Raw genomic sequence first — 13502 nt, 5'->3', positions numbered from 1 at the left:
ATTTGCTCTTTCTTCAGTATTATTATATTGCCGCCAAAGACGAGCTAAATCTTGTGCTTGTGGAATCCATTCTGGAGACACTAGGTACATCCGCCGAGAACGTCCGCGTCCTTCGAGTTTTCTCCAATATCCTGTAATTGCCTGATAGTCTTCGAGAAACTTAATAGCACTGTAAAGTACGGTATCCGAAAGGCGATAGATAGGGTATTCAGTTTCTAAGCGTTGAATTAATTCGGTTCCGTAAGACTCTCCTTGTAATAAAACATACAAAATATAACAAACTGCTAGTTCTTGACAAAGGTATGTAGGAGGAAGATTTTCAAAAAATTGATAAATAACCTTTATTCTTTTTAAGAGGGTAGCAGATATTGTTACTTCAGGTGATTGTATAAATATATTTGTATTATTAAAATTTACTTTTTTATTATAAATATTTCCAACCCTTTTATGGATATATTCTTGCCACAGTTCAGCTAAATTTTGTGCGTGAGTTTGCCATTCAGGAGAAATTCGGTACACCTTTCTTTGTCGATTTCTAGTTTCAAGCTGCTTATCAAAGCTAGTAATTATGTTTTCTTGATCAAGAAACTTGATCGCATTATAAAGTTCGGTATTTGAAAGTCGAAAATTAGGATATTCTGTTTCTAATCTCTGTATTAACTCTGTCCCATAGGATTCCCCTTTAAGCAAAACATAAATAATATAACAAACTGCCAATTCGTGACATAGGTAAGTTGGCGGAGGATTCTCGAAAAATTGATAGATATCTTCAAGTTTCATTCAACCACCTCATTCGATAACCCGCAGGACTATAAACCCCATAAGCCAACCCCAACGGATTATGAAACTCCTTCAAAAAATACCACCTCGTCGCCCGTAATGCCTCCCCAATTGTCATAATCTTAACGACTTTCTCCCCAGTTATTTCATCCTCCACTACCATCCCCCGCAAAAAAAACTCATAAAAAACCTTCGCAAAAGCCGCCGCAAACATATCCGGTACAGGACAGACTGTAGCAATCACCGCCGCCGCACCATGCCGAATAAACACCTTTGGTAAATTGAAAGTCCTCCGTAACTCATCCACACCCCCAGCCGACTGACAAGCATTGAGAAACACCAACGGCTGACAGAGAAATTTCCCCTGGCGCAACAAAAATTTGTAAGTTTCTAACTCCAAAACCAAGCCATTTTCTGTAATCTCTTCATCTTGAATAAAAGAAATCAGCAGTTTATCCCCTAACTTAGTTTCCTTACAATGGCAAGCAAAATGCAACATATTATGGCTAGCTTTGTAAAGATACTTAAGTAAATCATCGCCCAAGGGATCGCTGGATTGACCATTAGTCAAATTGCAAGCTGTCCCCAGCAAAGTGAAGCGGTCTTTTGCTGTCACCCTCACCAATCTTTCAATTTCTGGTCTTTCTTTTTTATGAGCATGAAGTAATCTGTGATGCAAGCAAAATAACATATCAGAAGGTTGTGCTTGCTCCAAAACATAATCTGAGATATCTTTTTCTGGGTTGAGAATCCGAGCCGGGGTGTAGCGCAGTCCCCAAAACATCTCAGGATTTCCCTGTTCGTAGTCTTCCTCACTACCCTCAAACAAAACCTCCCAAGGAAAGGGCATAACTTCAGAAACAAAGGTGGGAGCTACATTTTCATTTAGGCGACTAGTGAGGATTTTATTTGGTCTATCTTCACCAAAAAATGCTTGATAAGCAGTCCGTCCCCATTCAGCTAATTTGATTAAATATTGATTGCACAAACCCGCGTTTAGTGCGAGGCTTTTTTCTTTATTAACAGTTATTCTTAAAGCATCAAAACAATCTAAAATTCCTTCTGTCAGCACTTCCAAAACTTTATTATCAGGTTTAGGAAAGCTCCACCGACCAATTGAGTAGTAATCTTTATCGATGATAATTTCTAAGCAAGAACTAGTCAAATTTACACCAACTGGACTGCCAATTCCTTTCATTGCGCCTCACCATCCTGCTTAACAATATTCAGTGCAAAACGCAAATTGTGAACAGCTTCTATCCCGTCCTCAAAGTATACTTGAACTAAGACTGAGCGACTTTCCATTTCAGCAGGAGCAGTAAGCGTAAACCAACCTAAATAATCTCCGGTAGCTGTGCGTGTCATAAGTATTGAATCACCAGGAGTAACCTGCAATCCAGACGTGACGATAAAAACACGTAAATCATCAAAACTTAAATCTTCAGCCACCTCCATTAATCGATTCTCGTACCATACAGGAGGGGTACGGCGCAGGCTAACGCGAAACCTTACTGTGCTTCCTGGCGATACTGGGTCGTCAATTTCTTGACCAATGGGTTCCACAACCGCATAGCCCTGTCCCTGCACAGGTCGGTAAGGACGCGCCATCGGGTCGCCAAATAATACATAAGCCAGCCAGTCCCAGGATTCTGGTACAACAGTTTTAGCCAATCTGCGAGCCGTTTGGAACGCCACACCCAAAGTTTGCCCTGCCCAAATGCTGTTATAAAAAGCACTAACAAAAGCTGCTTCCACATTCGGTTGCACTGTCCAGAGGGAACCAACAAAGGCGCTACAACCTGCTCTGACAAAGGTAGAAGCCCAGGTTTGCTCTAATGCTGTTAATTCCGGTTGCCCTGCATTTAAATAACTTAAAGATACAAGGGGATGATTGCGACGCAGACTCAACTTGGCTGGTTGCACTTCACGCTCAATATTCTGAATATCGCTACTGCTATTAACCCGCACTGGCGCATCCTGGCGGTTTGTTGTGTCCACAGATTGACCATAGCGAATTAAATGCAAGCCACGTATTGATTCAAACAAAGTAATATCATTAAATATACCAGCTTGCATGGAAATAGGTGGCGGCGCTCCTGATGATTGCAAAAGCTCAGTCCAAAGTTCCGGTTGTTCCACACTAGCATAATGGGCAACATTCACTGCACCCACAGGAAATTCATAGGGTCGTGATTTTTCTAACTCCCAAAGCCATCGGCCAATAATAAAGTGATCGCCTAAAAATTTCTGCCCATCATGCAACAGTTCCCAAGGAAACCAAGCATCCTGGTCAGCTAATATCAGTAAAGTGAAAGGGCGGTTGAAACCTGCTATGGTGCGAAAGGTATTTTGCAGTTCTTCTGGGAGTAAGGATTGAAATAAGTACTGACCGAGAGAAACAAGGCGAGAACGGAAATCTTCTCTAAGGCTAGTTGCTGCTTCCTCAAGGGTAGTTTTTAATAATGAGTGCGATCGCTCGACCCAAGTAGTAGATAAAGACTGTGAATTGTAGTCAACGTCATCCGCGAATAGCAGACGTGGTTGATAGCTATCGATGTGATAATTGAAAGTACAAGCAGAGATATCTGCGTTCCAAGTAGTACGGACTTGGAGAATTATATCTGGTTGGGGAACGGGACGCGATCGGGCAGCAATAAGCGGACGTAGTTCTGTTTCTTCAAATGCAGTAACTTCTACTTCTGTTTCAAGTGTAGTTTTGTAAGTTTCTCCACAGAAAAGCTCTGCCTTAATTTTGGTTATGCCAGAACGGAGGGCAATAAGATTGAAACTTGCAGTTTGGGTTGTGGTTGCAGTGTCTGGATCGATAGGTAAGCTTGTGGTGTTATCGTTGTTGAACTGAAAACCGGGAGCAGTGAGAAATATATTAAGTTCACTTCCAATAGCTTCAGTCCTTGAAACTTCAAGAAGAAAAACATTTCTATTATCATTTCCATCTGGACTCAACTCAACAGTCACTGCCAATTCTCCTCCAACCGTAGTTGAATGTGATGATATGTTGAAAAATAGATAAAAACAAACTATCGGTTCTGACTGGGTGACTGGAAATGGGTTAATAACTTCTATTGACCTGTCTAACTGTGGAGGCTGCCCTGTTTTTTCTAAAAAAATAGCACGAGCATCTGCAAGAGACAAACCTAGTCCTGGCAAACCTCCTTGACGCTTAGATGTTGGAGGAGAAGTTAATAGATTGCGTGCTAAATCATGGAATAAGTTATGTAAACGATAGGTTGGTGTTCCATCTACCAAAGGGTCGCCAGACAATAATAGTGCTTTAGAGTAGAAGTAGTTCAACTCATCTGCTGCATCCCGCTCATCATCCATATCCCATAGCTTTGCAGTTATTTGCCTAGTAATAGTCGTACCCTTCGGTAATACTCCCAGCCAGATGAAATTTTCTCGTGTTTCCTTTGATAATCGCTGTATGCTCAAATTTAATGAAGCAGTTAAACTGAGTCTTTTTAAGCTGGCTTCATCATTAACATCTCTGGCTAATTGACTATCTAATGTTTTTAATCGGGCTGCCTCTTGCTGCATATTCTGCACAAGAACTGTCCAAGATATACCACCAGCAACTTGGGCAGCCGCTAGTTCCAATGCCAATGGCAAGTAACCAAGCTCTTTTGCTAAAACTCCTGCCAATTGAGTTTCTGTGTCAGTGAGGTTACGTCCTAATTTCTTAGTCAGCAGTTCCATCGCTTGGGATGACTTCATTACATCTAGAGAATATGTGCTGGCTCCAAGAAATGTGGCAATTCCTGCTTCGCGGGTTGTTACCAAAACTTGACAACGCGCTCCACCAACATTAAATGCTTGTGCATCTTCTAGATTCCAAGCATCGTCTACTACTAACAGCACAGCTTTGTCATACAGCAGTGTACGCAAGTGATTGGAAGCTGCTTCTACGCTTGCAGCTTTAAAGTTGTAGTCCTCCAATGCTTGCACCCAGCCACTAAGCAGGGATAGAAGATTAGGCTGCTGACCTAATGTTGCCCAAAGAATCCCGTCACAAAAGTGAGTTTGTACATCTTTATCATGTGCCAAAGCAGTAGCTAAGGTCGATTTGCCGACAGAACCTAAACCGTGAATGGCGGTAATGACTAAAGTTTTAGTATTTGATGACTCCGTGAGCAGGCGAGTCTTCAAATCCTGTCTGTACTCTGGTCGGTCTACATAATAAGTTGGTAGGGGTGGTGCTTGTTGGGGATTTAACTTTACCCTTACCCGTTCGGGCGTGTCCAGCCAAATGTTAAAAGTACTACCTCTTTGCTCAATAGTTGATGTTTGAGCCGCATTAATAGCTTTTTCTATATTTTGGATAAAAGTTGAAGGATATAATTTTTGAGATTGCTGCTCTACAGCTTCTTTTATCTCCCTTAGAATTTCAGCCAATTTTGGCGATGGATGAGTTTCTGCTGCTGTTGCTAATTCCTGTGCAGCTTGATTGACTTCAGCATTAGCTTTAGCAGCAGATTCCACTTCTAGTAGAGCTTTGCCATAATCTAAGGGTTGAGAGGGTGCTTTTTCAATAGCAACTACAGTATCGGGAGAGTATTTTTTGAGAGTAACAAGAAACTGACCAGTCTTATCCCATAACGCTCCGCCTACCTTTTCGCCCGTTTTTTCTAAAGCTTTAATGGCAATCACAGTCCCAATAGCGATCGCACCAGCAGTTAATGGCTCCATCTAATAATTTGTAAGCGCAGCATACATCCTATTTTACTATTGCCACAAAGATTAAAGTTACACAAAATCTTTTGGCTAACTGACGGTGTGATATTCACCCTTGTAGATATGTATCCAGAATTTTTTGACGTAAATAGAGGGAATATACTTTCATTTTTACGTTTCACTAGATGCACTGTCCTGACAATCGCCCAACACCCACCCTTACCTCTGAGTTCCAGGTTGTCCTTTACGAGAATTTGGCACACTTCCCCCAACTGGTAGGTATTGGGTACTTGGGTACGCTCCATAATCCTTTGCACCACATCTTTGACGATTCTACCAGTTGGCATTTTCCCACCAGCAAGTTCTACTGCCTGTTGCCATACCTCCCACTGTTCTTGAGGTTCTAGCTTTGTAATGGGTCGGACTTGCCCTTCACTAGTGGGTAAAATTGTGATCCATTTGTTGTCAAATCTTCAGGCGGCAAATTTTGACAACAATTTGTTGTCAAATTCTCGTAGACATCAGCTGCTGCAATCAGATAATTTGACTTTTGACGGCTATGCCCAAAGCGATCGCGGCAATAATCTTCAAAAGTTTTGTGCGTGGAACGATACAGTCGGCGATCGCGTAACTCAGTCAATGCCTTCCCTGCTTCAAAGAACGCTCGTTCTACCCTACGCTCCAAGTGCAGGCGATCGCTCTGCTCCTGCTCGGTTAGTTCCGGTACTTCAACAGCAGGAACGTCCAGAATTACTACATCTTGATTATTCTGGGAAGAGATATCTTGCTGTGTTTTGCTAACTGGTGGTTCTGAGCCAGCAGAGACGGTGGAAGTAGGTTTGTTGCGGTTAGAGAATGGCTTTTGCATGGCTTCGCTTCCTACTTATCACTATTTTCAGATTTACATCAAGGTCAACCCCTATCACTGATTTAATTTACGAAGCGTTTTCTAGGTTAGGGATAGATAGCTTTTTATCGACAATTTGAAACCAATGTATCTGCTGTATAAAGTATTTATGCATTTATGCTTAATTATGAGTGCCAAATAGTTTAAGTCTCATTAGCTATGGGAAGCATCAAATTTCCTTTTGCTTTCCTTTGCAGCCTCAATAACTTCTTCAAGAGTGCATTGGTAAACTTCCAAAAATTTGGGTATGTCTTCAATTGGCAGCCTGGGAGTGTGCCGCCCAATATCCCAGTTACGGACAGTTGACTCAGCAATTCCTAACCTTGATGCCACATCTACTGTTCTTAACCCTGCTTTTTCTCTTAACCCCTTCATATCCATAACAAATAGTAATACCAATAGAATATCAGCTAGTGAACACAGTTGACAAGCGCAGTTAACTAGCGGATAATAGATACATAAGAGAAGCGCCCCTGACTGCGAATCTGAAGCGCTTCTTTTGCCCTAAATTTAAAGAGCCTTCCAATTATGACTCACGCCGTTTACACTTATCAACAGCTGCAACTGAAATCGATTGCCCATCTCAAGCAAATTTACAGCGAAATCGCCTGCACAGTCGAAGTAAGTGACAAACGCTGCAAGGATGCCTGGATTTCCGCCATTGTTAACTACCAGGCAAGCAAGGTTCAGAAACTCGCCCCTGCTGCCCCCGACAACCAAACCCTCGCCCAAGCCGAACTCGACCACTTCATCGTTGACCAAGCCCAAGCCATAGCTCCCGAACCCCTCACAATAGTCGAAATCTCGTTTGACCATCACGAATATTACGCTGGCAATCAACTGGTAGCCAGCATCAGTCATGACGACAACCATTTAACGCAACCCTGGGTAGTCATAGTCAACGAGAAAGAAGTATTTCGTGCCAACACTCTAATGCGTTGCGATCGCTTCATCTGTACTCACTACAAAGATGGCACATTACCTGTGCAGGAAAAAGAAGCAACACCCTCCACGACCGAAAACCGAATCATGGCGCATATCTTCAACGAATGCCAGAATTACGGGTTTGAAGTTCTCGATAATGGGATTTATACCCACGATACTGAAGACGGCAAACTACGCAAATTGGGTCAAGTCGGATGCACTAACAGTAACTGGTGGGTGAAGAGGGGTTGTTCAGGTCAGCAGCAGTATTCTAACTCGGTGTTTGATGCTGTGCGATCGCTGTCGATGGCAGATACTTCATTCGCAACTGAACCCATTCCTGAATACTTGCAGCATCGCCCATTGCAACAGCTGACTACTGAAGAATTACAGCAGTTGCTAAATGCAGAAGTGGCTAACTGTGAGCAGTTGTTAGATCGTCCTGTTGACGAACTGACCTCCCAGGACTGGGAACGGTTACGGGAATATGAGCCGTACTGGGAACTGGTAGCAGCGTAATTCCCATTTCCAATTCGCAATTCGCAGTTTAATTGCGACTTGCGTTAGCGAGGTACGAGCGTCATTGGAAATTGCGAATTGATATTGCCCTTTCCCCCTTCCCCCTTCCCCCTTCCCCCCTTCCCCTAATAATTCATTCATCAATCACTATGCAACCCACAATCGCAATCCCCCAACACTGGGGCTACCCACGCTTTGCTTTGGGACAACGTACACAACAAGGCACGATTCTAGGACTTTACTACTACCCATTAGGCACAGAGTTGGCTGAACAATTTGATGCTGGTTGGCGTTATGTCCTGATGCCTAATAAAAATTCTGATGAAATATCGTACTTGCAAGAGAATCAAATTCAGCCGCTCTCTTTGCAGGAATTGTTCACGCAAATTACCGCAGAGATTGACTTTTATCAACAGCAGATAAGCATTCTCAACCGACAGTTAACTGTATTGGCTAGAGGTGCAAACAATGGCTAAGGAAGCAAACAACAGCTTTGATCGCAGAGCCAATCATTTACTGCGTTTACTTCAACTTTGTGGTGGTTGTGTGCCTCTGCACTCTCTCCAATGCCAAGTTTCAAATTCAGTTATTCAAACTCTGTTGGATAAAGAACTGGTGCAAGTGCAGAACACAGGACGCGGCTTTTTGTTGGAGATTGCCGAAGATTTTTAGGTTATTAATCCCAGAGGACACAATTATGAAACTTTACGCTAAAACCATTTTACAAACTTTACCTGCTTGGGCAACTGTTGTTACAAAGAGTGCAGATTTATTTGAAGTTGAAATCAACGATGAACACCCTAATTTTCAATCTCTGCTTGAAGAGTTGGAAACCGAAATTGATCTAGGAACATTCGGCGTTAAAGCTGAGGATTTATGCTCACGGCTGGGTATTGAAATGTCTAGCCCCAGCCTCCAGCAATTAGTTGAACAAGCTCAAACTCTGATATCTCTTATTGCTACGCATCCAGACTATAAACAACTGTTGGACAAGGGATATCAACCTGATTTAAACGTTGCCGATGCTAGCACTGCGCTCACTTATTTGCAATGGGAGCTAGAGCGCAATCGAGAATCTTCTGTTTAGTAAAGAAGCGATTGCTTGAATATCAGCTTTTCTTCAAGCAATCGTAAAGCGCTGAAAGTTTACGCTACAGACCACTAATTATTGCATAGGTCAACAAAATATGGTTACTGAAATCAAACTAGGTTTATGCAACCCTCCCGAACCCATCTATTTATATGTCAATCAGGGGGAAGTAGACGGGGAATCTTTCGTTTGGTACAAGTTCAATATCAGCCAGGATAAGAAAATCCCAGTTCCTCAAAGGGCGTTAACTGGGTATTTGTCAGAACTGCGATTGACAACTAAAGAATTCAAAGGCAGGGACAATCTCAAACTGGATATTGTCGTGAGTGCTGATGAACTTTACATCATAAGAACTGGCATTGAAACCAACTTTGCAAAAAGCTTTCTTTTAGCTGCATCATTAGTTCAGGATTTTGACAAGCCACTAATTATCGTTGCTAATGCTGGCGACGAGAACACAGTTTTTTGCAATCTTTATGATGCTGTAACCAAAACCAAGATTTACAGAGAATGGAGTAAAGATTTAAATTGGGCAACTATCATTCGTGACATCCAATCTTTATTGGGTGCAACTTCAAACTCGATTCCCGAACCCCCACTGACTCCACCAAAACTTAGTGTAGTTCCTCAACCAGTACCGACTCAAGACTTGCGAGTTAAAAATATTCGTACCTTGCTTGATTATCCGCTTGATTTGGTCAAAGAGTGGTTGCAATTTCAGGATGTTGACCGCCCAAGTTTACTTAATATTAACCAGGTTAATGAACTAATCAAAACCATGTGTTTGGCTTGGGCAGCAGGCAAGTGTGACCATCCCAATCATGCCGAGTCTTCGTATCAAAAGCAGGTTGTTGATGCTGTTGCTAGCGGTGCGGATGAATTAACGGCAATCAGTACATGGATGCAACAGGTGCAAACTGCAAAAGCTGGAGCAGTGTAAATCAAAAGTCAAGATTCAGAATGATTCTGACTTCTGAATCCTCAATTAATCAAATAGGAATCAACCATGAGAGTCATCGTTACAGTAGTTGAAAAAATCATAAGTGAAGCGCACATCGATATCCCTGATGGGCTGAATAAATCCACAATTAGGCAGCACATAGTAGACCGCTACAACACTGGGGAGATGCAGACTGAGATGAACATTTTTCAAGTGGATTTTGAATCTATGAGCGCTCGGATTGTTCAAGAAAATTCTTCTCCTAAATCTGCATAAACATTGGAGGTAATAAATGAATCCCAAATGGACTGACGAAGAAATAGCAATCGTTGAGGAAATGGCTTGTCTTAACACTGTCAAACAAATAGCGTATCGGCTAAACAGAAGAGGATACACACGCTCAACATCAGCTATTCAAGAGAAACTGCACTTTTTAGGATACTCGGCACGTCCAATTCTTGATAATTACAACTGCTGCGAAATAGCCAGGGTTCTGCAACTCAATTCGGCTACTGTTTGGACTTGGGTAAAAAAGGGATGGATACGCACAACTCGGCGCTCTGGCAGATATCACCAAATCAAAAGCAAAGACTTAAAACGATTTCTTCAGAATCCGCCTCAACGCATTCAAAACCGCATTGCTGCCATTGATAAAGACGCTATCGAGTACTTGGTCGGGAGGTTGGAATGATACAGCAAATCACTCCCTTTAAAACCCAAAAAGTCCTTGACCTCTGCTCTGGTATTGGCGGCTTCACCCTCGGTCATCTGATTAGCGGTGGTTTTGAAACTATAGCCTTTTGCGAGATTAATCAGTACTGCCAACAAGTTCTAAATCTACGCTTCCCGCATATTCCAATTATCTCGGACATTCATGACATTACAGTTGAGTCTCTTTGCCGAGTCGGAGTTAAAGAAATTGACGGCATCATCGCAGGACTCCCCTGCCCTCCTTTCAGCCTTGCGGGGAAACGTCAAGCATCAAAAGACTCGCGTAACCTGTTCGGGGAATTCTTTAGAATCATTTGCGAGATTCGACCAGACTGGGCGATTGTGGAAAACGTACCCGGACTGCTTACTGCTGAGGGAAGTGAATTTTTCCGTGCCGTACTTTGGGAGTTTGCCTCGCTGGGGTTCGATGTCGAGTGGGGAATTGTTTCGGCAGTCTCGGTGGGAGCCGTCCATAAACGAGAAAGAGTTTGGATTATTGCCCACTCCCAAAGCCCAAGACGGGGAACATCCTGGAGTCAGTACACACAAAGCGGGACAAACCTTGCATCTGTCGGCGGCGGTGATAATGCCCACACCAACCAAAATAGATGCCAACAACAATTACAGGAAACCAACCTCATGCGGCAGAAACCTTTGTTACGAGGTGGGCAGCACTTCAAATCGTTCTCCTTCGACTTCGCTCAGGACAAGTCTCAATCCACTTTTTGTCAGCGCCATCATGGGCTTTCCCAACGGTTGGGTAGATATCTCATGGGACAGTCAGACCTTGACAGATGGCTGTGTGCTGCCACAGTCCCCAGCTTCAGTCGGCTCACTCGTAGAGAAGTTGCAGCGCTTCCGGCAGATAGCCAAAAAGAATATTGCCAACTCTATGCAGAATACCAAAGCCTCAGAAGACAACACAAACAACAGTTGATGGCTTTGGGTAATGCCATTGTTCCCCAATGCGCTGCACTGATTTTTGACCGACTCAAACAAATTTTATCCCAATAACAGAAAAACGCATGATTGACAACGTTAATACACTTCAAACAATCTGGTATCTCTCGCCACCTTGGAGACAAACAATTCCACCTGTTGAGGTCAATTTACTGGAGAGAGTATACCTCCGAACCACGAGAACATTCGGCTATTGCTGTGGGATGCAATGGAAACACGAATGTTGGATTTATTCGATTGATTGCCGTAATGAAATCCTCCACGCTACACAGAATCAAATCATTGGCACTGGAGATTTAGTTGCCATCAGTGTGCAAAAACCTGTTTTTGTTTTGGGCGAACGAGTTATCCTCTGCTCTCACGACAAGGGAACAAAACAACGGCTGATTCTGGGTATTGCACTGGTGCATAATTCTTGGTTTTACCTTGTTGAATTGATGTCACCAACGTTAATTAAGACACCAACTATATCTAATCGTTTCTCACTGGTTGGTGAGAAAAGTTTGGTGCGGGTAAATGTTTAATTCTTTCTAATCACGCAACAAAAAAAGTTATGTCACAAATTGAAATCACCCAAATCATCGAACAGATAAAACAAGAGATTGAAGTTAACACTAATGGTCAAGCGAAAGCTAGCCTTCGGGCAACTGCAAGACTTGCTGGGGTTAGTGATAAAGCTATCGGTAAAGCATTAGAGAGCGCGAACCTGGAACCCTCCAAACTAGCTCAAATGCTTATGCAGCAAAGCTTTGATGCCGCGAACCTAACTGACTGGAGAACCAGTGGTATTCCCGACACTGCGATCGCAATTATCCTAGAGTACTACGCTTACGAGGCTGGGCGATACTGCACTAAACAAGCCAGATTGGTATGCCGTTCATTCAACACCATCGGTATTCGAGCATGGATTCAGGACAAATTGGGCTGGACTAAACCCACCAATCCTTCCGAAACAGCGATGACACAAATACAGTTACTCGCTGCGATCGCCCAACAGATGGCACAGCAAGAACAATATTTATTGGAGCAACAACAGCAACAAACTCAAATCTTGGCGAGACTTAAAGCTGTTGAAGTTGAACAAGATAGGGTGAATACACCATGCGGTCATAAATATAGTGTTGTTGGATTTGCTAATCTTCAAGGTTTAGAAATATCGGTAAAAGAAGCTGGTACTAAAGGTAGAAAGGCAAGCGCATTGTGCCGAAAACAAGGGATAGAAATAGAACGCATTCATGACCCACGCTTTGGACGAGTTGGTTTGTATCCAGAAAGTATTTTGGTTGAGGTTTTTAAAGCTGAACAAAACTAACAGCAATTGCTTTGAAGTACACGCTTCTTACTTGGAAAAAACTACCATGCAACAACTTACACTTTTCGCTGAATCAACTCCAGTTTTACCAATCACTTACTATCCTGATTTCTTAAGCCAAGAACTTGCAAACGAACTCTACCAACACTGTTTAAAACTGGAATGGCAGCAGAATCAAATCAGGATGCTAGGTAAAACAATGCCCGTCCCTCGCCTGGAATGTATTTATGGTGATGCCGGATGTGATTACCTTTACTCCAACAGCATGTTTTTGAAACCACTATGGTGGACAGAGGCTCTGTCTAACTTGCGGGACAGAATCACTGCGCTAACTGGCTATAAGTTCCGCATAGTCATTGGCAATCAATACCGCAGTGGCCAGGATTCGATAGGGTGGCACGCAGACAATGAGCAATCAATGGGTCTAAATCCAGCTATCACATCAGTCAGCCTGGGTTCATGTCGCAAATTCCAAATCAAACTGAGAAATGGCAAACCCACTGACTTCTGGCTCGAACACGGCAGCTTGCTCGTGATGCACCCCGGCTGTCAGTCCACACATCTGCATCAGGTTCCAAAGACCAACAAAGTCGTCAGCACACGTATTAATCTCACATTTCGACCGCACACCGGAGGCGAGAGATAACGCTGTAGCTGGCTGTTGAGGATT

At 43.0% G+C, this 13502-nt stretch carries 15 protein-coding genes and 2 pseudogenes; 11 read left to right on the top strand and 6 right to left on the bottom strand.

From position 1 onward, the window contains the following. Positions 1 to 18: 18 nt before the first annotated feature. The 6 genes and pseudogenes from RMZ43_RS18755 to RMZ43_RS18730 form a co-directional block, all read right to left on the bottom strand. Positions 19 to 369, bottom strand: a pseudogene (locus RMZ43_RS18755) (PadR family transcriptional regulator); the annotation flags it as partial. Between the two features lie 72 nt (positions 370 to 441). Then, positions 442 to 780: pseudogene (locus RMZ43_RS18750) on the bottom strand (PadR family transcriptional regulator); the annotation flags it as partial. After that, entirely contained in the window at positions 770 to 1978 is a 1209-nt protein-coding gene (locus RMZ43_RS18745; RefSeq protein WP_322655968.1) for a CHAT domain-containing protein, read from the bottom strand. The gene RMZ43_RS18745 and the pseudogene RMZ43_RS18750, both read right to left, overlap by 11 nt. Continuing rightward, on the bottom strand, positions 1975 to 5484 hold the full coding sequence (locus tag RMZ43_RS18740; protein WP_322655969.1) for an NB-ARC domain-containing protein: 3510 nt from the start codon (positions 5482 to 5484) through the stop codon (positions 1975 to 1977). The genes RMZ43_RS18745 and RMZ43_RS18740 overlap by 4 nt, the downstream gene beginning before the upstream one ends. Positions 5485 to 5872: 388 nt before the next feature. Then, positions 5873 to 6337, bottom strand: coding sequence for a hypothetical protein (locus tag RMZ43_RS18735; RefSeq protein WP_322655970.1), 465 nt, complete (start codon positions 6335 to 6337; stop codon positions 5873 to 5875). Positions 6338 to 6529: 192 nt separating this feature from the next. After that, positions 6530 to 6775, bottom strand: a complete 246-nt coding sequence (locus tag RMZ43_RS18730) for a helix-turn-helix domain-containing protein (protein WP_242054395.1) — start codon at positions 6773 to 6775, stop codon at positions 6530 to 6532. A 129-nt stretch (positions 6776 to 6904) separates the two neighbouring features. Between RMZ43_RS18730 and RMZ43_RS18725 the strand changes: the two genes are divergently transcribed. The 11 genes from RMZ43_RS18725 (at position 6905) to RMZ43_RS18675 (ending at position 13478) form a co-directional block, all read left to right on the top strand. Then, positions 6905 to 7819 (top strand): hypothetical protein, encoded by a 915-nt coding sequence (locus RMZ43_RS18725; protein WP_322655971.1) that lies wholly within the window; start codon positions 6905 to 6907, stop codon positions 7817 to 7819. Positions 7820 to 7968: 149 nt separating this feature from the next. After that, the gene (locus RMZ43_RS18720; RefSeq protein ID WP_322655972.1) at positions 7969 to 8295 is read left to right on the top strand and encodes a hypothetical protein; all 327 of its coding nucleotides are present in this window, start codon (positions 7969 to 7971) and stop codon (positions 8293 to 8295) included. Continuing rightward, positions 8288 to 8491, top strand: a complete 204-nt coding sequence (locus tag RMZ43_RS18715) for a hypothetical protein (RefSeq protein ID WP_322655973.1) — start codon at positions 8288 to 8290, stop codon at positions 8489 to 8491. The genes RMZ43_RS18720 and RMZ43_RS18715 overlap by 8 nt, the downstream gene beginning before the upstream one ends. Positions 8492 to 8516: 25 nt before the next feature. After that, positions 8517 to 8906 (top strand): hypothetical protein, encoded by a 390-nt coding sequence (locus RMZ43_RS18710; RefSeq protein WP_322655974.1) that lies wholly within the window; start codon positions 8517 to 8519, stop codon positions 8904 to 8906. A gap of 100 nt (positions 8907 to 9006) precedes the next feature. Beyond that, a complete protein-coding gene (locus tag RMZ43_RS18705) occupies positions 9007 to 9849 on the top strand; it encodes a hypothetical protein (protein ID WP_322655975.1) in 843 nt (280 codons plus the stop codon). Positions 9850 to 9915: 66 nt separating this feature from the next. Continuing rightward, positions 9916 to 10125 carry a hypothetical protein gene (locus tag RMZ43_RS18700; protein ID WP_322655976.1) on the top strand — a complete coding sequence of 70 codons (210 nt, stop codon included), beginning with the start codon at positions 9916 to 9918 and terminating at the stop codon, positions 10123 to 10125. Positions 10126 to 10141: 16 nt separating this feature from the next. After that, a complete protein-coding gene (locus tag RMZ43_RS18695) occupies positions 10142 to 10540 on the top strand; it encodes a hypothetical protein (RefSeq protein ID WP_322655977.1) in 399 nt (132 codons plus the stop codon). Further along, entirely contained in the window at positions 10537 to 11574 is a 1038-nt protein-coding gene (locus tag RMZ43_RS18690) for a DNA cytosine methyltransferase (RefSeq protein ID WP_322655978.1), read from the top strand. Before RMZ43_RS18695 ends, RMZ43_RS18690 begins: the two co-directional genes overlap by 4 nt. A gap of 11 nt (positions 11575 to 11585) precedes the next feature. Beyond that, positions 11586 to 12044: a DUF1392 domain-containing protein gene (locus tag RMZ43_RS18685; protein WP_322655979.1), complete on the top strand. Its 459-nt coding sequence runs from the start codon at positions 11586 to 11588 to the stop codon at positions 12042 to 12044. A 29-nt stretch (positions 12045 to 12073) separates the two neighbouring features. Further along, on the top strand, positions 12074 to 12832 hold the full coding sequence (locus RMZ43_RS18680) for a hypothetical protein (RefSeq protein ID WP_322655980.1): 759 nt from the start codon (positions 12074 to 12076) through the stop codon (positions 12830 to 12832). Further along, a complete protein-coding gene (locus RMZ43_RS18675) occupies positions 12804 to 13478 on the top strand; it encodes an alpha-ketoglutarate-dependent dioxygenase AlkB family protein (protein WP_322655981.1) in 675 nt (224 codons plus the stop codon). The genes RMZ43_RS18680 and RMZ43_RS18675 overlap by 29 nt, the downstream gene beginning before the upstream one ends. The last annotated feature ends 24 nt before the right edge of the window (positions 13479 to 13502 follow it).

Origin of the sequence: Nostoc sp. CmiVER01, from assembly GCF_034531135.2 — a bacterium.
In the GTDB taxonomy this organism is placed as follows: domain Bacteria; phylum Cyanobacteriota; class Cyanobacteriia; order Cyanobacteriales; family Nostocaceae; genus Nostoc.
Note: the sequence above shows the minus strand (reverse complement) of the source record. Positions and strands in the feature narration are given on the sequence as shown.